The sequence below is a fragment of the Bradyrhizobium sp. 170 genome (genome assembly GCF_023101085.1).
Taxonomy (GTDB): Bacteria; Pseudomonadota; Alphaproteobacteria; order Rhizobiales; family Xanthobacteraceae; genus Bradyrhizobium.
This window is the reverse complement of the sequence record NZ_CP064703.1, coordinates 2,031,018-2,049,578: the sequence shown is the minus strand read 5'-3', so window position 1 is coordinate 2,049,578 and position 18,561 is coordinate 2,031,018. Positions and strand designations below refer to the sequence as shown.

Genomic DNA, 18,561 nt, shown 5'->3' with positions numbered 1-18,561 from the left:
TCATGGCTTTCCGAGATAACGTGCCGTCCCAGGGATGTGGATAGTTCTCTTGGCGCCAATGCGCTCGGCGTCGGGTGGCATCGAGCCGATATCGCCGCGGGGCCGGCGCCAATTGTAGCTGTGACGCCATCTCGGCAGTTCAGCCGCCCTCTCATTTGCGGTGTTGTAAGTGCGAGCACAGGCCCATTCGCGTAGGCTGGTTTGGATGAAGCGCTCTGCCCTGCCATTCGTCTTCGGGTTATAGGACTTGGTGCAAATGTGCGTGAGACCGAGGCGCTTGGAGGCTTTGCGGAAACCAAAGGATTTGTAACAAGACCCGTTGTCGATCATCACGCGCCCGACCGTGACGCCGCGAGCGCGCAGCTGCTCTGCCCGTTCGATCACCCGTGATGCGATGGCCAATACGGTTGATTTTTCCAAGCTTCTTGATGTCGATGTGGACCCGGGATGTTCGCGCTCATAGCACCGCACCGGCTCGGCCATTTTCAGGTCGCGCAGCCGATTCAATCCCAGCCTTCGCAAGATACGGCTGACGGTCGCCGGCGAGATGCCAACCTCGGTTGCGATCTGCTTGCGCGTGTGGCGCTGCCGGCGCAACACCTCGACTTCGGCGCAAGTGGCAGACGGGGTTTGGCTCAGCAATGAAAGGGGTCGTGAGGAGCGATCAGGCAACCCACCGACAGCTTCCGCGCGAAAACGTTTGACCCACATGATAATGCCTTATGTTGTTGACTTGCAGTTCACTCTTGGTAACGACGAGCGTCCCTTGGATGATTTTCATGACTTGCCTCTAGGAATTGCTGCACCTCGCTCCTGTTCGATGATCTAACTTTTAACCGACACGGCGGGCTACTTACGAATGGTACAGCATCAACAATGGACGGAAACCTACCTACTCTCGGCGGTCCTCAATGTTTCAACGATCAACCCTGCTCCTTCGAGTCCTGTTATCCTGAGGGGCATTACGGCACCTTGACACTAAAGGACGCGGACCGATGTCGCTCCTGGCTGTGCGCCGGTGCATCGGCTCGAACTGGCGAGGCGTGCTCGAAAGGATCTGGATGATCTCGTCAGGACGCAGAGCGACGGCGGAGATCGCGGCGAACTCCGGGGTGTCGACATGGTTGGCAATATCAGCAGCAGGCAGATCCACATGAGCGGGCTCATCGACCCTGCCGGCCACGATCGCGGCGACGTTCCAACATGGGGAGACTGGTGGCAGCGGATCGACGCCATCGCTCAAGCTCGGTAAGCGGCATCGCGGCGGCGGCCCATCGACGACATCCTTTATGGCGACCAGGACTCATGCGGCAGCCTGTCCGGCGCACTCGCGGGCCGCCTCCCAGTTCCGGGCGAGCAGCTTGTGCAGCTGGTGCTCTCGGTTCGCGGACACGATACGTTCCAGTACGTTAGTATCCGCAGGTCACCATCAATCATGCAACGCGCCTGACCTACTTTGATTTGCGGACTGAATCACTGGACGCCCCATTCATTTCGGGCCGGCGTTGAGATGTCATTGCTGCGCTCCGAAGAGGTTGTGCCCGCCTGCAGCTCCAAGCTTAAAGAGGTGGTGGTGTCGAAGTCGCGCTGCTGCCGACCTTCCTCATGCAGCCAGAGCTGGCGAGCGGCAAACTCGTTCGGAGCCGTTACTCTGCCAATCGAAAGCCACGAGAGATACTATGTAGTGTGGCCGCCCGGGCATCGAGCCCCCTCCCCTTATCCAATTTCGACACTGGCTGCTCGCGGAAAGCGCCGCAGCCAATAAACAATCTAGTTCTATTTTAGAGACCCACGCCCTCGCCATTTCAATGCAATCTTATGAATGCGACCGTGCCGCGCTCGCGCAAAGCACGACTGGAACCTGCTATTGCTCGAAGTACAAATGCGTGCAATCACTGAGGAGCACCATCACTCTGCCGGCGCTCTCGATCACGAGCGGTCGTAAATCGAGCGATCCCCCGTCAACCAACTCTGTCGATCTCGGCGGAATGACGCGACGAAGCGGGCGCTCGAAGGCATCAAAGCACGGCACTGTGGCGGTCGGATTACGAGACATCGAAGCCGCGATACCTGCAGTGCAAAGGAGAGTCGTATCGCGCTCGCATTGCCGGTAACGATATAGTGCATGATCTGCGTGGGCGAGGGACTTCGCCAGCGAGGTACGCCGATCTCACGATGCGTGAACGCTCGCAGCGTGGCCAGAACTGCTGACAAATGTTTCGCAGAACGCCCCCCGACGGTCACGCCGGGGGTCGTAAGCAAGCGTGGATCGGGCGCGTGATCAGAAGTTGCGCTGAGCACGCAGCAGCAATGAGACGGTGCCCTGGTCCTTGATCTCGTAGACGGCGGGCGGCTTGGCTGCAGTCGTAGAGCCTGGGAAATTAACTGAGCCTGCGTAATTCTGGTTAAGCCGCGAATAGTTAACCTCGCCAGAGAAGGTAAGACCAGCAACCGGAGTCCAGCCTGTCCTGGTGCCGATGACCCAGAGGTCGAAGTCCGGGTTACAAGTTGAACCCGCGGTCAAGAGCGCCCCCATAGCGGCGTTGCCGCAGATATAACCCTTGGCTGTGCCGTTGTAGCGGACCGCGCCCCATGCACCGTAGAGCGACGTAGTCCAGTTCGGATCCCAATTATGGTTATAACCAGCGTTCATACCGTATGTCGTGGTCAGCTCCATGCCGGACCCGGCAATGAAGACAGCATCAGACAAACCAGCGAAGCCGATGCTTCCATAAGCGCCGGCCAAGCCAGTGCCACCGAACATCGAGTAGGTGCTATTGGTAAACTCCTGGAAGTTGTATCGGCTTGCGCCCTTGCTATACACGCCCTGGATGTTAATCGAGTCGCCAGCACCAGTCGGAAGGTTCTTGATCGACAACGCCAATAGGCCCGCCCAGCCCCACTTGTCGGCCGGATGGCCGGAGGTTTCGTATTGGCCGTAGTAGCCGGCATGATTGTTGTGTGCCGCCAGCGACGCCTGGAACATGCCCCAGGCCTGATCGGCGCGGAACATGCCGACGAAATCTGGAGCCCTTGTGCCACCGAAGTCGTTGGCACCGTAAAAACCACCAACGATGCCGGCACTTGTGATCGCGCTCACATTCCAGAGGTTGCTCTGGTAATTCTGAACCGGGCTCTGCACCGACAGAGCGAGCGACATGCCGTTGCCGAGGGGTGCCGTATAGGTGAACTGATTGACACCGACGACCGTGCCGCCGCCGCCAGGCAGACCATCGAAGTTGTTCGCCGGATAGTTGACCCAAGGTGTGGAGAATTGCGAAATCGCACGCCCGAACGTGAAGCCGGCCCATTGCATAAATACGGTGTAGACGCCAAGCCCGCCGGCCGCGACGTTGCCATCAGCCTGTGCTCCAGGCGCCCCCGCGGTTGCGTAGGTCGTGGCACCACCGGTGAGACCGGAACCGGCACCGTTGTAGCCGCGGTCCGTCCAGCTGAACACCGTTTCGGCAAAGGTACGCAGCACGCCATATTCGGTGACGGTCCGGGTGTCGACCCTGAGTGCCAATCGGGACCGGGTGTACCAATAGTCGCTCAAGCGATTGTTCGCCGCGTTTGTACCACTGTGATAGGCGGTAAAGTCGAAGGCGTGCCCCGTGAAGTCGGCGCGCAGATATCCACCCAGCTTGATGCAGGTGTCGGTGCCCGGAATGTAATAGAAGCCCGCTCCGTACAGTGAGCAAACTTTCACGTACTCAACCGCCTTCGCTTTGACGGGAAGATCGGCAGCCTGGGCCCCGGCGCCCGCAAACATTGCCGCAGAACAGAAAATAAGACTCTTTGTCAGTTTCATCGATGAACCTCCAAGTTGTGTCGTCCCGTCTTTCAAGGATCCGCCGCTACTGGCCCGCCTGAGGGCGAGTGCTTGACGGAACGACTTCGAGGCGCCCTCGCGCCGTCGATCAAAGCCTATAATTTCCAAAATCAATTTCTGCAATTAATTATTAGACAGAACTTTTCTTTGCCCTTAGAGCGTGGCGATTGAGCAACATACCGGCAAACGCAGGCAATCTCGGTCAGTAAGTCGGAAAAAAGCCTCCGGGGGGCATCCCGGAGGCTCTACTTGGAGATTTTAACATGACCGGTCACGTCAAAACGTTCAACGGTCAGCGCATCAGTATCATACGTCAATTGCATTCGTCAATTGTTTTTGCATGCCCGCTTTGTCAAGGAGCCCTTTCCCGGCTGGCCCAAAACGGATACGTGCTTGCTGCGAGAAGCCGTGTGCCCTAACGACGACAGCGAGATCGAGCGGAAGATCGACATGGCCGAGAAAGAACAACTTGATAGAGCCGTCAGTGACTTCATCTGGAATATTGTCGACATCCACTCCCAACTCGAGGAAATACATAAGAGTTGGGCCCAGATGCTGGGAATAACCGAACCACAGTGGTTAATTCTAATGGCCATCGAGGAGCTCAACCAAGGTCGGGGCGTTTCGGGCATAGCGGTTGCGAATAAACTCCGAATCCATCCCGCCTTCGTTACTAACCAAACTAAGAAACTCGAACAGTTAGAGCTCTTGGCCCGGGTAACATCGACCGATGACGCAAGATTCCTGCAGATGTCGCTAACCGAAAAGGCGCGGGTAGAAATCACGAAACTGTCGAACAGAAGAGAAGCTCTCAGCTCGACAATGTTTAGCGAGGTGGATAAGGAATCTCTTGACTACCTAAACAAGCGACTAGCCTCGATTGCCAAGAATAGCCGACTGGCATCTCAAAAACTGAGCATAGGCATACTGTAGGCCCGAATCCGACAGTGACCCGCCCTGCCCTGCGCCTTCCCTCAAACGGAGTTAGAGTTCGGCTTGAAGTTGAAGCGAGACCGAACTTTGGACCGGCCAGAACTAGAGTTTTACGCCTCTGAACAGTCGGCCGGCGGTTTTGCGGAAAATTGGCGAACTGTTGCCGATTGCGCAATGAGGACATTCTTCGTCGCAGTATCTGCGCCAATTTTCCACCTTTTCTTGGGCGTCCGCAAGGCTGAGGAACCAGTGGGCGTTGAGGCGGCGGCGATCAAAAGGTTCAATCGCCTTTGGAGAGCACGGTCAGCGGCTGCGGCAATCGAATCGGCGTATTCCAAGCGGGCGGCGATGAAGGCGGGACGCTATGCCCACGTCCAACATTCCAAACGTCATCGACAATTGATTCTGCGCGTACGCGGCTGGGCCGCCTTATCCGCGAGACCCGTCGCAAGATCTCAGTCCAGCCAGAGCTTGAGGCTATATTCAAACGGCCGCTTTGGCGCATCGCGCAGAGCCGCTCCCAAGAGCATCGCCTGCGCGAAACAAGCTCTATTCCTTTCACGCGTCCGAGGAGGGCATCGGCAAGGCAAGGCCTCGGCGCCTTATGAGTTTGGCCTCAAGGACTCGATCGTCACCACCAACACCCGCGCGCGGGCGGCCACTTCGTGCTGATGCCGGGGAATCCGTATACGGCGACACGGTTGGCGAAGTCATTTGATGCGACCGAGAAGTTCACCCGCTGCACAATCGAGCGCGCTTGTGTGGATAAGGGCTATCGCGGCCACACAACGGCCAACCCACGACGCGTCTTCATCTCCGGCCAGAAGCGCGGGGTCTTCGGGGTGATCAAACGCGAGCTCCTCCGCTGATCAGTCATCGAACCCGTGGTCGGTCACATGAATACCGATGGCCATCTCGGCATCGTCACTCAAAACGCCGCGGCGGGGATGCTCCCAACGTGGTCCTCTCCGCCTTCCACAACTTCCGCCTCGTCCCGCCCGGTTGAGATGCTGTTGCGCCTAATCCTGATCGCCCTTCGGCCCTGCCCATCGTCCAAACGGAAATCAGATTGGCTTCTTATCGGCGGACTATTCGCCGATTAGACCCCTTGACCGACGATCATAAATGGATTTGATCTAACCAGTCTCGATGTTTCGCTGAACTCCCTTGCCGTACCTGCCTCTGAAAAGCGCTTTCAGATAAAAGATTGATGAAATTGTACTTGGGTATGGGACAGAATCATCCGCTCCAATGTCGACGAGATGCACTGCTGCCTGGCCGATACGGTTACGGAGCTGAAGTGCGACCGAGCTTCTGCGCTAACCATCCGAAGATGCAATCATCGGAGGTCACGAAGTTTTCTATCTCGCCCCCGGGGGTCCGGACCATCCGCGGTATGGCCAATTCCACATCCATGTGCGCCGCCCTGCAATCAGCTTGTAGTTCGATCGCCTCCGAAGCGCTGACGATGCTGCGTCCACCGGCGACCACAAGAACTGGACATCTCAACTGTCGTATCAGGTGCGAGCGACGCGCCGACAATATGTCTTGGTCCACCACATCTGCGGCCTTCGTCATCCACGCCACGGACGCCAGAGTCCGCACCCAATTCCAAAGGCCACCATCGCAAACCGCCGCAGCAAGCCGGCGATCAGACGCTGCGAAATCAGTAGCTAGAATAGCCGACAATCCTTCTCCATAGATGCCGATCCTAGACGCATCAACTTCACGCCGAGCAGATAAAAAATCCAGACAACACGACAAGACTTCCCATCTGACAGGCGAGTGATTTGAGACGTCCTCGTACGAGACAACAAGAATCGACATGCCCCGAGCAAATACGGTGGGCAAGAGCCTTCCGAGCAGCATCGCTCCTGTCTCTTGTTCCCTGCTGATGCAAATGACTGCCGCGCAACGCGAATCGGGATGACCAGCGGGCAAGTAGTGGCCCGAAAATTGGGTCTGATCGCCGCATGCAATTTGTACCCGGGCTACCCTTTGGTCCGGAGCCAGAGCGAACCTCTGAACGGCGGCCTCGATCTTGGCCGAAATGTCTCCATTCTGTCGATCGTCTTCATCAACTAGCCGCCTGGCAACTTCAAAGGCCGTTAGCGCGCAAAGCCAAGCCTCGGCCGCCTCATTGCAAGCTCCTTTTTTTATAATCGAGTCACCAAGAAAGCAGTGAGCATCTCCGTTTTTTATCCACCTTGCCACCCAGTTCTGTGCACCTTTCGGTTCGTAAGTGTCCTTGACGGGTGGATATTCAAGAAACATCGCAGCGCTTCGCCGTGTAGACGCAAGATGCCCCTTCACGTGAGGCCAGGCGGCGCATTCCATCCGATTCCTCCATCGTGCAGATCCCCTGTGCGCTCAGGATGTGCCGGGGAACGCCGTCGCTCGCATGGAGATAACCAGGACTGGCCTCGTCTCCATCTTTTGTCTAAATGTTATGATCTCCCGAGAGCTGAAGTTCCCCAGTTTCCGCCTTGCAGTTCCGAAATCCTGCGCAAGATGGAGAGAATTTGCAGTTTTTCACAATGTTGCTCTCTGGTGCAAGCGCTGAAGCGTCGGCCAGGCGCATGTAAGGGACCGTCCTCGCGAAGAATCAGGTCTCGATCGCGCCGCCTCATTCATCTGCCGCCCAAGTTCCCGTGACTCTGAAGCAGAGCGTCGTCATCTTGGGCGATTGGACGGGCTGCAATCACGATTGTGAGCAGCTTCTACCTCATCGGACAGCCGCAGTTCGTCAGAGGAACCAGGACCAAAAGAGGGTGTATGAGCAGTTCAAGCCGCGTAGCTCCACGTTGCGATGGATTCCAGTCAAGAGCGGTTTCGCCTTGCCATCGGCGCAACATCTCCAATTGTGCCTTTTTGGCTGGCGGGGCGGCGATCGTCGGGTCCATAACGTTACGCAAAATTCCACTTTTCAGCGGGGCGTCTGGATAGTCCACCAAAAGCGACGTGATGACGACCTCGTCGAAGGAGTGGATGAAGGCGAAAACGGCGTCGGCGATAGCGCCGGGCCGGATCACTGGTAGCGTCACCCTATTGGTCCATGATCGTCAGTCAAAACGTGCGGCGCGGCAAATCGGTCAAGCGATCGGGACCGAATACCCCATCTCTTCCGAAGCGCCGGCGCTTCATGCGAACTTCAAACTGGATTAAGCCCCTGGGCCGAGGTCAAAATCCTCAGCTATGATCTCCTGCTTGCGCCCGGCGAAAAGACATCGTCAAACGCGAAGCAGCGAAAGTGAACTATGGACCGGTAAGTGACGGAATTGCCACCAGCGCTTATGTTCGCAATCTGATAAATCCCGCGCGCAGCCTGCCAAGAACATCGTTCCGTAAGGCCCGCGCCGAATTGTTCGATTGCAAAGGACACAATACCGGTCAGGACCTTTGACGATTTCCTATGTGTCTCGGACTGGCGTGAAGTTCCTCTTTGAGGGCCCCAAGCCGCGCGAATATCCGGTGCAATTCGCATCGGACGTCTGAGCAATATTCGGGCTCCTAATGCGACAATCCTGCTTGGGTGTCCGCCCCCCGTTCGAATGGTACGCTTTTTTGGCGCGGACCCAGCATTGCCGTGTTCAGCGGCGAGATTTCGGGGCGGCTACGATTGCCGCAAGCTGCTTTATCCTATTGATCGCAGCATCGGAACGGCTGCTGATCCCGCTCGCGGGTCTAGTAGTGGGGTTCGGGAGCGCACGCCGGCTCCCCCAGTTTCGACCGTAACGACGTGAGATACAGGGCGATCAGCCAGAACATAGGCAGAAGCGACAGCAGCGACGCCACTGCGGCGATCGTCGGGTCCATCTCGTTGCGCATGTTATCCCACATTTTCAGCGGCAACGTCCGGATCGCCCCCCCGACCAGCGACGAGATGACGACCTCGTCGAAGGAGTGGATGAACGCGAATACGGCGCCGGCGATGACGCCGGGCCGGATCAGCGGCAGCCTTACCCTCATGAAAGCTTGCAGCGGCCCAGCCCGCATGCTCTTCGCCGCTTTTTCCAGCCGCTGGTCGAAATTCGCCAAGGTCGTCACGACAATGACGACGACAAAGGTGATGGAGCCGATGCTATGCGCGAGGGCGAGACCGATCTTCGAGCCGAGCAGCCCCAAATTGACTAGGCCAAGATAGGTCGCGATGCCAACCACAATGACTGGAATGGTGATCGGCGTCAGGATCAGCATGGTCAGAAAGCTGCGCAGGCGCGGAAAGGTGCGGCTGAGGCCGTAGGCCGCAAGCGTCCCGACGATGGTCGACAGGATGGCGACTGCGACCCCGAGCTGAATGCTCGTCCAGGCGGCGTCAATCCACCAGGGATTGTCGAAGAAGGAACGGTACCACTGCAGCGAAAGACTCGAGGGCGGGAATTCCAGAACCGTCCCAGCGCCGAATGACATAATGATGATCACGAGGCTCGGAAACAGCAGGTAGAACATGACAAGCACCACGAACACCGTGCCGACGGTGTCCCAGCAGCGGCTCTCATCCCCCGCCTGGTACAGCTTGGACGTCCAGCGCTTCGATCGATAGGGAGTGGCAAGCTCATTGAGATGTCGGGTGAGTCTGCCGACCGAGGGCAGCCGGGTCGACCCGGACTTACTCGCTGTTTTCGCCGTGCCCTGCTTGCCGGAAATATCCAACCCCAACGTTGAAAGCATGACAGCGGCGACGCCCAGGAGGATGAAGGCCGAGGCAGCAATAGACCCCAAGTTGAAGGCGGTCGCGACTTGAGCCGCGATGAAGGTCGACAGCATGGCGTCGCGCAACCCGCCGAGCGCTTGTGGCGTGACGTAGAAGCCGAGGCAGACCACAAAGACCAGCAGCGCGCCGCTGCGGACGCCCGGCAGGGTGAGCGGGAGGAACACGCGCCAAAAAGCGGCAAGGGGCCGCGCACCCATGCTGCGAGCGGCAGCCATCAAAGACTTGTCGATGTCCTGCATGACGCTGATGAGCGGCAACATCATCATCGGCAGCATGATGTGTACCATGCCGATATAAACGGCCACGCGGTTATAGATTAGCTCCAGCGGCCTTGAGATCAGCCCAAGGTCGAGCAATACACTGTTGATCAGGCCGCGGTCGCCCAGAATCACGATCCAAGCGTAGGTGCGCGCCAATCCGCTGGTCAGATAGGGGATCAAAACAAACACGATCAGCGCAGTGCGCAATCGCTTCGAGGCTGCCACGATCAGATAGGCCGTCGGATAGCCGATGATCAGGCAGATCGCCGTGGCCACGACGCTCACCTCGACCGTCTGAAAGAGGACGCGGACATTCGACTGTTCGCCGAAAAACGCCTGATAGTTGGCGAACGAAAAGGCCGGCGCATTAAGACTGGTCAGGAAGAGCTGAATGATCGGCACGCCGAACACGACCAGCAAAACCGCGAAGGCCGGCATGGTCAACACGATGGGCAGTCGCCCGAGCTTCTGAAGCGGTCCCATTCGCCTCACCCCTTTCAGTACCCTAAGTCGCAACGAAGCGTACGTCAGAGCGCAGCCAGTCGAGCCGCACCTCTTCGCCAGGCTGGAAGATCTTCTGCCCCGCGGCAACATGCTCGCGCACGATGATTATGCTGCTCCCGACGCGCACATGGTATTTCCGCAACGGTCCAGCATAGATCATCTCGCCCACCGTTCCGGTGACCGATTGGCGCTGGTCCGCATCAGCGCGCTGCCGCGCCTCGGCAGCGGCAATATAGATGCGCTCCGGCCGGATCATGGCCACGGTGCCAGTAGGCTGCGCTGCAGCGGATTCGACCTTGAAATCGGAATTTTCAAGAAAGTTGGCCTCGCCCAGAAAATTCGCCACGAAGCGAGTCACCGGCCGGTCGTAGATGACCTCCGGCGTGTCGGTCTGCTGGATCCGCCCGGCGCTCATGACGACGATGCGATCCGACAGCGTGAGCGCCTCCTCCTGATTGTGCGTTACGCATATGGTGGTCTTACCGAACTCCTTGTGCAGGCTCTTGAGCTCGACTTGCATCTGCTCACGAAGGTTGCGGTCGAGCGCGCCGAGCGGCTCATCGAGCAGGAGGATTGGCGGATCGGCGATCAGCGCACGGGCAAGCGCCACTCGCTGCTGCTGGCCGCCACTCAGTTGTGACGGCATGCGTTCGCTAAAGTCCTTGAGGTGCACGCGCTCAAGCATGCGGTCGACCCGCGCTGCTCTCTCGGCAGCCTTCACGCCCCGCATTTCGAGCGGAAACTCTAAATTCCGGCGCACCGTAAGGTGCGGAAACAATGCATAGCTTTGGAAGACGATGCCTTGGTCGCGCCGGTAGGAAGGCACAGCGGTGACGGATCTTCCGGCGATCACGATGTCGCCCTTAGTGGGCGGTATGAACCCGGCCAGCAGCATCAGCGTAGTGGTCTTGCCTGAACCGCTTGGACCGAGGATAGTTAGAAACTCGCCGCGACGGACGGTGAGTGATAAATCTTTGACTGCTGGGTTCACATCATACATCTTGGTGACGCCACGAAATTCGACTTCCGCAGAACCTAACACCGTCTCACCCTGGTCAGATGCGGCAGGCGGAGTGGGACTCTCGACATAAACAGTCACCATTCATGCTCCAAAACACTTCTATGCACGACCGACCGAATGCGACGCGCCGGCCGCCCGCGGCGGGCGCTCCCACATGGCTGGTCTCATCAAGATGCCCCACAAAGCTTTCGCGGCCCGCGGTTTAGGACAGACTCCATCTGTTCCAGCGGTGAGCTAGCCGCTGACTGTTAGACAGGCCATCCGACCCAATCTGAGCGTACCGCTTCATATCGATCAGAATGCCGCTCGCCATGTAGTCAGGATGGCTGGCAAGCCTGCGGGCCACGGCGTCCGGGATCAGCTTGTATGCATTGCGGTTGGTGGCGCCGATGGGAAAGAGCCGGGCGAACGTCGCCTGGCGCTCGGCGCGGGTGGCGAATTCGATGAACTTCTGCGCGTTCCGCGCATTCGGGCTGCCCTTCGGGATCACCCAGTAGTCCGAAATCAGCTTGGCCTGGTTCCGATTGATTTCGATCGGCGCGCCCTGGTCCATCGACAGAATCGCACGACCATCATAGGAATTCAGGATGTCGGCTGCTTTCTCCTGCATGATTTGCTGGATTTCGGCTCCGTTATGCCACCATTTACGAACATGCGGCTTGATCTTGTCCAGGCTGCCGAAAATACGGTCGATGTCCATCGGGTAGAGCTTGTCCGCTGGTACACCGTCCGCCAGCAGCGCCTCCTCCCATGGACCTTGAATTCCCAATCGACCGTCCGTGAGTACGCGAACGCCCGGAAACTTCTTGACGTCCCAGAACTCGGCCCAAGTGTTCGGGCGCGGCTTGCCAGCTGGGAACCTGACGGTGTTATACACCATGACAATGGAATAGATATTGGAGCCGACGCCGAAGGGATGCTTCGCGAAATCGATGATGCCGTCCAGCTCATCCTTCTTGTAGATGGAGTAGTCGATCTGCTCGAGATGGCCTTTCTCGGCTGCGGCAAGCGCCGAGCCTTGAGTGATTTGAGCCACGTCGAAGGTAACGGTTTTCGTGGTCACCATCAGCTCAATCTGCGCCGGGTTAGTCTGGTCGGTGATCGGCGTCACCTTGATTCCGGTCTCCGCCTGGAACGGTTTCACTAAAACTTCAATGACGGCATTACCAAAAGCGCCGCCACTGCCCGTACGTATCGTTAACTCGCCTGGGGATTGCACCGAAGCCCGGCTCCCGACGGAAGGCAGCGTTCCGGCCACGATAGCGGCCGACGTTGTCTGCATGAATTGTCTGCGATCCATCCGAAAGCTCTTTACTTTTTCCCTAACGATCGATTTTGCGGGCTTGATCAGCGAACGTCATTTCGAGGAGGCAATCTGAGGTCGGCCGTCCAGACGCGACGTCTTGCTGGCAACGACGATAGCGCCCACTGAACTCGGTGTTTAGCCTGCCCCCGCCGGCGTTGAGATCATGGGCGAGACTCCTAACGACCTATCGGCAATCGCCAGCCGAGCGCCTGCAATCTCAAAACACCCGTTCAAGCGCTTGGGCATCTTTCACGAACGACTGCTTACACTTGCCTGCACGTGAACTGATTAAGGGGCCGCTCGAGACCAAGGTTCTCTCTTAATGTTTGCCCGGAGTATCGGGATCTGAATTTCCCGCGTCGCCGCAATTCGGGGACGACGAGCTCGATAAAATCCTTGAGCCCGTCTGGAAAGGTCGCCGGTAACACATTGAAACCGTCAGCCGCATGTTGATCAAATGCATCCACCATGACGTCAGCAATTTCGTCCGGTGTTCCAACAACCATGAGATGTCCAAGGCTGTCCGACGCCATGCGGATCAGTTGTCTCCAGGTCAATTTGTGGCTTGCCGCGAGGTCCAGGAGCAGGTTCTGACGACTCTTGGTGAAATTCGTCTCCGGCAATGTCTCGGGGACCAGTGAGTCGAGATTCACTGAACGCAGATCGGTGACAGACCCCAGCAACCGATTGGCCGTCCCAATTTGCACGTCGATGTGGGTATAGGACTGAAGCTTCTTAAGCTTCTCAGATGCTTCCTGCTTGGTCCTCCCAACGATCGGGACAATGCCCGGCATGACCAGCACCTGATCGTCCCGCCCAAGCGCGCGCGACTTCTCTTTGACAGTTGCGTAGTATCGTTTGCCGAGCTCCAAAGAAGGTGCGGCGGTGAACACGACTTCGGCCACTTCGGCAGCAAACCTTATTCCGGTATCAGATGCGCCAGCCTGAACCAACACGGGATACCCTTGCGGCGGCCTTGCGATGTTGAGTGGACCTCTAACTGATAAGCAGTCCCCTCGGTGATTGAGCACATGGAGCTTCGTTGTGTCAGCGAAAATGCCAGTTTGCTTGTCGCGAATGAAAGCATCGTCTTCCCACGTATCCCAAAGACCCTTGACAACTTCTACGAATTCTCTCGCCCGGGCATAGCGCGATCCATGATCTGGAAGTTCCTTGTCGCCGAAATTTGCAGCTTCGGACTTAAATCCCGAGGTGACGATGTTCCAGGCCGCACGTCCCCGCGATAGGTGATCAAGTGAGGCGAACATGCGTGCAAGATGATATGGCTGGTGATACGTTGTCGTCGCCGTTCCGACAAGGCCGATGTGTTGTGTCCTCGATGAAAGCGCCGACAATAGCGTGATTGGCTCCAACACTGCGCTACGGCTTACACGGGCAATAGTTGCGTAATCTTCATGTATGACGCTTGGACTATCGGGGACAAATACGAAGTGAAATGCCGCCGCTTCGGCTAGTGCTGCCAGATGAGCGTAATAATCGATATCAGCTCCGCCATTCGCTGGCACGCTCGGATCGAGCCATGCACCCTCGTGATATCCCAGCGACCAGAGCATCACTCCGAGCTTCATTTTACCATTGCGCCGCATGTCGTACCTTCCTTTGAATTATCCTCGCGCACCGCGGTCAGCCGGTGGGGTCGCGTCTTTTTGACCCTCACAGAACACTGTCCCTCAACGCTAGACTTTTCGTAGCCACCAGCGATTTTAACGAGTGCGCGTTCCGACAAAGTCGCTCCGATACACATTCTCTGAAACCAGTGTTAAAGGAGGACTGCGATCAAAGATTGTTAAACATTCACACCTCGCTTTTGGTCGAGGTCTGAGAGAGACTGACGCCGGAAGCCACCGTCTTGCTGCGCTCCAGAGAGCCCTCATGCGCTTAAAAGAGAAAGTACAGGCTGCGTTTGGCGCAGGCCGAAAGCGCGATTTCCGCCAGGTGACCGGCGAGCGCATCGATTGGAGCCATTCGCAGAACACAATGTAGTCGATACTGCATGCCGAACTCTTCCGTGTGAGGTTTGACCGGTCGGACGGTTGTCTCGTGTGTAGGTGACATGTTCTGTTATCTAGATCAATTACTAGTGTTGGTGGTTGACCGTCCTAGGATTGTTGCTCCTTCCGGTGGACCGGCAAAGTCCTCCAACGCCCGCATATCGGTGGCGGCGCCGAGCGCATCCGACACAAGCCTTGCGGTCCGCTCGTTGTCGATCTCAAAGCTCACACGGACATGACATCTGTTGAGGATCGCGTTGATACCCCGTAAACTGTCCGATCTGGTTCAGAGCAACTGCGCAAGCAGAAACGCCTTGATGCCAACACCTGGGCATGAAGGGAAGCTGGGATTGGAATGACGCCAATGTATGCGCCTTCCACAAGACGCGTGCACGTAATCATCGTACATGAACCACCGCCAAGAAAAGCGCGGGTGGAGAGAGACGGGTAAGTAGGAGAGTCTCAGGGCTGGCGCTACTCTGGTGATCAGCAAGTCGCGAGCTATCCATTCAGTCACCCTCCAGATTGCGACCAGGACAATCACTTGCTGCCGAAGCTTCACTCGATTTAGCAGCTAGCCTTGGCCAGCCGGTTACATGCTAGAGCGTTAGCCCATCTGACTGAATCGCTGCGGATTCACAAATCAGCGTTTTGGTGATTCAAGCTACCCGCCGGGACAGGAGGCCGGCGGGTATGGCGAAACCGCTGTCGATGTTCGTGAACGGGTGCTTGCCACCATTGCGGGCGGCGCATCCGGCCGGCAAGCGGCCGAGCGGTTTGGCGTCAGCGCCGCGAGCGTCAGCCGGTGGCGGATGCGCGAGCGAGAGCAAGGGGATGCCCAGCCAAGAGCTCAGGGCGGAGATCGCAAGTCCCACCGGATCGATGCCCATCAGGCGACGATCCTGCCTTGCTCAAGGCAAACCCCGATATCACCATCGAGGAATTGCGCCATAGCCTGAGCAAAGAAGGTCTTTCCTTCGGCTACGGGACGATCCGTCGCTTCTTCGAGCGCCACAACATCACGCGCAAAAAAAGACCGCCCATGCCACAGAGCAGGATCGCCCGGATGTCTTGAAGCGGCGGGAAGCCTGGCGTGAGAGCCAAGGCAAGCTCGATCGGGATCGGCTCGTCTTCATTGATGAGACCTGGGCATCGACCAACATGGCGCGAACTCATGGCCGCTGCCAGCGCGGCGAGCGTCTGCGAGCCGCCGTTCCGCACGGCCACTGGAAAACAACAACCTGCGTGGCCGCTCTAACCACCCGCGGCATCATCGCGCCCTGGGTGCTCGATGGCCCTATCAACCGCGATGCCTTCGAGACCTATGTGGAAAAGGTGCTCGTGCCCGAGCTTCCTAAAGACGCGTTCATCATGGACAACCTCTCCAGCCACAAAGGACCGCGCATACGCGAGATGATCGAAGCTGCCGGCGCAACGCTCCTCTATCTTCCGCCCTACAGCCCCGACTTCAATCCCATCGAGAACGCCTTCGCCAAACTCAAAGCAAATCTCCGGAAGGCCGCCGAACGCACCGTCAATGGTCTCTGGGATGCCATTGGCCGCATCGTCGACACTTACTCGCCCGCAGAATCCACAAACTACTTCGCCGCCGCAGGATATTTGCAACCTGATCGGCTAACGCTCTAGCGCAGTCTTTTAGCTCGCGCGACCACGGGACGAGCTGAAAACCGAAGCCATTTGTCCATCACGGCGAAGCAGTCAGACGCAATTTCAGGTCCACCAGAGAACAAGATGCGGCCGCGCAAACCCAAAGAAGCTATTCAGCAGAACGCGACGCTTTCCGTTGCTTGATTGTCGCGTGACCCCGTGAATGAAACCGCCATCGATCAGGGCAATATCCCCCGCCTTAAGTTGAAAATCGTGAGAAGGAAAGGGCTCGAGGTAAGCTGTCGAATAGGGATAGCCTGTTCTCTCCACACTTTGCGACTTTCGATCGCTAGCTGTAGGCTTATGGCTCCAGATTCGCAGATCGCCACCTTCCTCAGGCATGCTGGTATACACGTTAAGCGCTACAACGGTGTTGTTCGCCACTGCGCGAAGCTCGTAATCATTCCCGGCACATAGAACTTGAGCGACGTCGTCGTGAGGCTCCAAAGCATACATGCCCGTCCCAGACCAACAGAAAGCGCGACAAATATTGGCCTGACCGTGCTCCGACCGGGCCAGCCGCAATTCGATGCCTTGATTGTGAAGCTCGCGCTTCAATGCGTCGAACAACCCGCGGACCGGATCAACCAAATCGCCAAAAAGGCCGTCGACGAACGGTCGCGCATTTTCTGACGCTGCGAAATAAGTGGCTGCATCCTTGCTATAGTGAGATGCTCCGATATATTCTCCAGGAACGCCATCCTTCCGCTCCTTGCGACCGGCATTGCGAATAAAATTCGTGGTGATCTCCTCGGCTACTTCGGTACTGAAGGCTCGCCTGATGTGCAGGGCAGTGACGTCACCTTTCAAGACTGAGATGATCTCCGCAATTCTGATTGCGCCGGTTCGTTCTTCGATCACAAGAGGTGAGACAGCGGGCGCGTGCGATCCTTGATCAGTTACCATTGGCTTGCTCCTCTAGTGCGTGATTGAGAATGGCGGTGCCATGATCAAGTTCGTCATCGGTGATTGTTATCGGTGGAAGAACTTTGATTACATCGCGATTTGGCCCTGAAGATTCGATAAGCAGTCCGTTTTCGAACGCAGAATCATGCACACGGCCCACAAACGTCTGTGAACGGCACTTGAGGCCAGCCATTAGGCCGCGGCCGCGCTTCTGTTCGATGCACGTGGGAAACTTCGCAACGAGGCGATCAAGGTGTCCTTGCAGTTTGAGAGCCGTCCGCTCGACGCCTGCAATAAATTGCCTGTCGGACCACATTTTGCACACGGCCCCTGCAGTAACGAACGCGAGATTGTTGCCTCTGAACGTGCCGCTATGTTCTCCGGGTTTCCATATGTCTATGTCAGGGCGAATCAGAACAATTGAGAACGGATTACCTGAACCGCTTAGGGACTTCGAAAGGCATACGATATCGGGTTCGATTTTCGCGAACTCGAACGAGAAGAAGTCGCCCGTTCGCCCCGAACCTGCCTGAATGTCGTCGACAATAAAAACAACACCGTGCTTACGGCAAATACGCTGAATCTCTGTGAGCCAAGCCGCGGATGCGGTGTTCATGCCGCCTTCTGCCTGGATGGTCTCCAGAATGATTGCGGCTGGCTTTTCTATGCCGCTGCCTGGATCGCACAAAAGATAGTCGATGTAACTCGCAGAATCGAAAGCTCGGTTCTGATAGCCATCGTAGGGGACACGGATCACGTCGTGGCGAGCAACGCCGCCTAGCTCTCTTGTGGATGCCGCGCCCGACACCGCCAGGGAGCCAAGTGACATGCCGTGGAATGCATTTGTGAAGGCCATGACGCTCGAGCGGCCGGTATATTTTCGGGCAAGCGCCAGTGCCGCTTCGTTGGCGTTTGTGCCAGTCGGCCCAGGAAACTGTATCTTATAAGAAAGGCCCCTTGGTTTCAGGATTGAATGGACGAACGCTTCGATGAATTCACGCTTTGCCGCCGTATACATATCGAGCGACAAAAGAATATTCCCACCCTCGAGATATTCAATTGCCTGGGCAATAATATCAGGGTTGTTGTGTCCGTAGTTGAGCGCGCCAGACCCCACAAAGAAGTCAATATAAGCCTTGCCCGTCTCGTCTCGGATTGTTGCCCCGTGGGCCTTCGTAAAGATGGTGGGAAACGAACGCCCATAGCGACGAACGTTAGACTCATGAGCGGCAAAGGTATCAGTATTCATTTTAGGTTCCACGCACGTAAGCACCGCATTCAAAAAGCTCCGCTCACATATCTGAGAAACGCGATCAACGAACCTACCGATGCTGATAGTCCTGTGAGATGTGGCTCCGGAAATCTGGATGGGGCGATAAGTGAAGTTTCTGCCGAACGGCGGGCT

The 18,561-nt window shown here is 57.2% G+C and carries 10 protein-coding genes and 4 pseudogenes; 4 read left to right on the top strand and 10 right to left on the bottom strand.

Annotated features, from left to right (window positions below):
* Both IVB05_RS09740 and IVB05_RS09735 read right to left on the bottom strand, forming a co-directional pair.
* Nucleotides 1-708 (bottom strand): annotated as a pseudogene (locus IVB05_RS09740) (integrase core domain-containing protein); the annotation flags it as partial.
* Nucleotides 709-2,281: 1,573 nt separating this feature from the next.
* Nucleotides 2,282-3,811: a porin gene (locus IVB05_RS09735; RefSeq protein WP_247783990.1), complete on the bottom strand. Its 1,530-nt coding sequence runs from the start codon at nt 3,809-3,811 to the stop codon at nt 2,282-2,284.
* Between the two features lie 471 nt (nt 3,812-4,282).
* On the opposite strand from IVB05_RS09735, the gene IVB05_RS09730 reads away from it, so the two are divergent.
* Nucleotides 4,283-4,765, top strand: coding sequence for a MarR family transcriptional regulator (locus IVB05_RS09730; RefSeq protein WP_247783989.1), 483 nt, complete (start codon nt 4,283-4,285; stop codon nt 4,763-4,765).
* A gap of 102 nt (nt 4,766-4,867) precedes the next feature.
* Here IVB05_RS09730 and IVB05_RS09725 read toward each other — a convergent pair.
* Nucleotides 4,868-5,026 (bottom strand): annotated as a pseudogene (locus IVB05_RS09725) (integrase core domain-containing protein); the annotation flags it as partial.
* Nucleotides 5,027-5,098: 72 nt separating this feature from the next.
* Between IVB05_RS09725 and IVB05_RS09720 the strand changes: the two are divergent.
* Nucleotides 5,099-5,868 (top strand): annotated as a pseudogene (locus tag IVB05_RS09720) (IS5/IS1182 family transposase); the annotation flags it as partial.
* A gap of 184 nt (nt 5,869-6,052) precedes the next feature.
* Here the strand turns inward: IVB05_RS09720 and IVB05_RS09715 are convergent.
* Nucleotides 6,053-7,039 (bottom strand): alpha/beta hydrolase, encoded by a 987-nt coding sequence (locus IVB05_RS09715; protein ID WP_247783988.1) that lies wholly within the window; start codon nt 7,037-7,039, stop codon nt 6,053-6,055.
* Between the two features lie 690 nt (nt 7,040-7,729).
* Here IVB05_RS09715 and IVB05_RS09710 point away from each other — a divergent pair.
* Nucleotides 7,730-7,930, top strand: coding sequence for a hypothetical protein (locus tag IVB05_RS09710; RefSeq protein WP_247783987.1), 201 nt, complete (start codon nt 7,730-7,732; stop codon nt 7,928-7,930).
* Between the two features lie 519 nt (nt 7,931-8,449).
* Here IVB05_RS09710 and IVB05_RS09705 read toward each other — a convergent pair.
* From IVB05_RS09705 to IVB05_RS09690, 4 genes are all read right to left on the bottom strand, one after another.
* A complete protein-coding gene (locus IVB05_RS09705) occupies nt 8,450-10,222 on the bottom strand; it encodes an ABC transporter permease subunit (RefSeq protein WP_247783986.1) in 1,773 nt (590 codons plus the stop codon).
* Nucleotides 10,223-10,244: 22 nt separating this feature from the next.
* Entirely contained in the window at nt 10,245-11,243 is a 999-nt protein-coding gene (locus IVB05_RS09700; protein WP_247786639.1) for an ABC transporter ATP-binding protein, read from the bottom strand.
* Nucleotides 11,244-11,466: 223 nt separating this feature from the next.
* On the bottom strand, nt 11,467-12,564 hold the full coding sequence (locus IVB05_RS09695; protein ID WP_247783985.1) for an ABC transporter substrate-binding protein: 1,098 nt from the start codon (nt 12,562-12,564) through the stop codon (nt 11,467-11,469).
* 269 nt (nt 12,565-12,833) lie between these two features.
* The gene (locus IVB05_RS09690) at nt 12,834-14,177 is read right to left on the bottom strand and encodes an LLM class flavin-dependent oxidoreductase (protein WP_247783984.1); all 1,344 of its coding nucleotides are present in this window, start codon (nt 14,175-14,177) and stop codon (nt 12,834-12,836) included.
* Between the two features lie 1,130 nt (nt 14,178-15,307).
* Between IVB05_RS09690 and IVB05_RS09685 the strand changes: the two are divergent.
* Nucleotides 15,308-16,229: pseudogene (locus IVB05_RS09685) on the top strand (IS630 family transposase).
* 84 nt (nt 16,230-16,313) lie between these two features.
* Here IVB05_RS09685 and IVB05_RS09680 read toward each other — a convergent pair.
* Complete coding sequence (locus tag IVB05_RS09680; protein ID WP_247783983.1) at nt 16,314-17,156, bottom strand: hypothetical protein; 843 nt, start codon at nt 17,154-17,156, stop codon at nt 16,314-16,316.
* Nucleotides 17,146-18,405 (bottom strand): diaminobutyrate--2-oxoglutarate transaminase, encoded by a 1,260-nt coding sequence (ectB, locus tag IVB05_RS09675; RefSeq protein ID WP_247783982.1) that lies wholly within the window; start codon nt 18,403-18,405, stop codon nt 17,146-17,148. The genes IVB05_RS09680 and ectB overlap by 11 nt, the downstream gene beginning before the upstream one ends.
* Nucleotides 18,406-18,561: the final 156 nt, after the last annotated feature.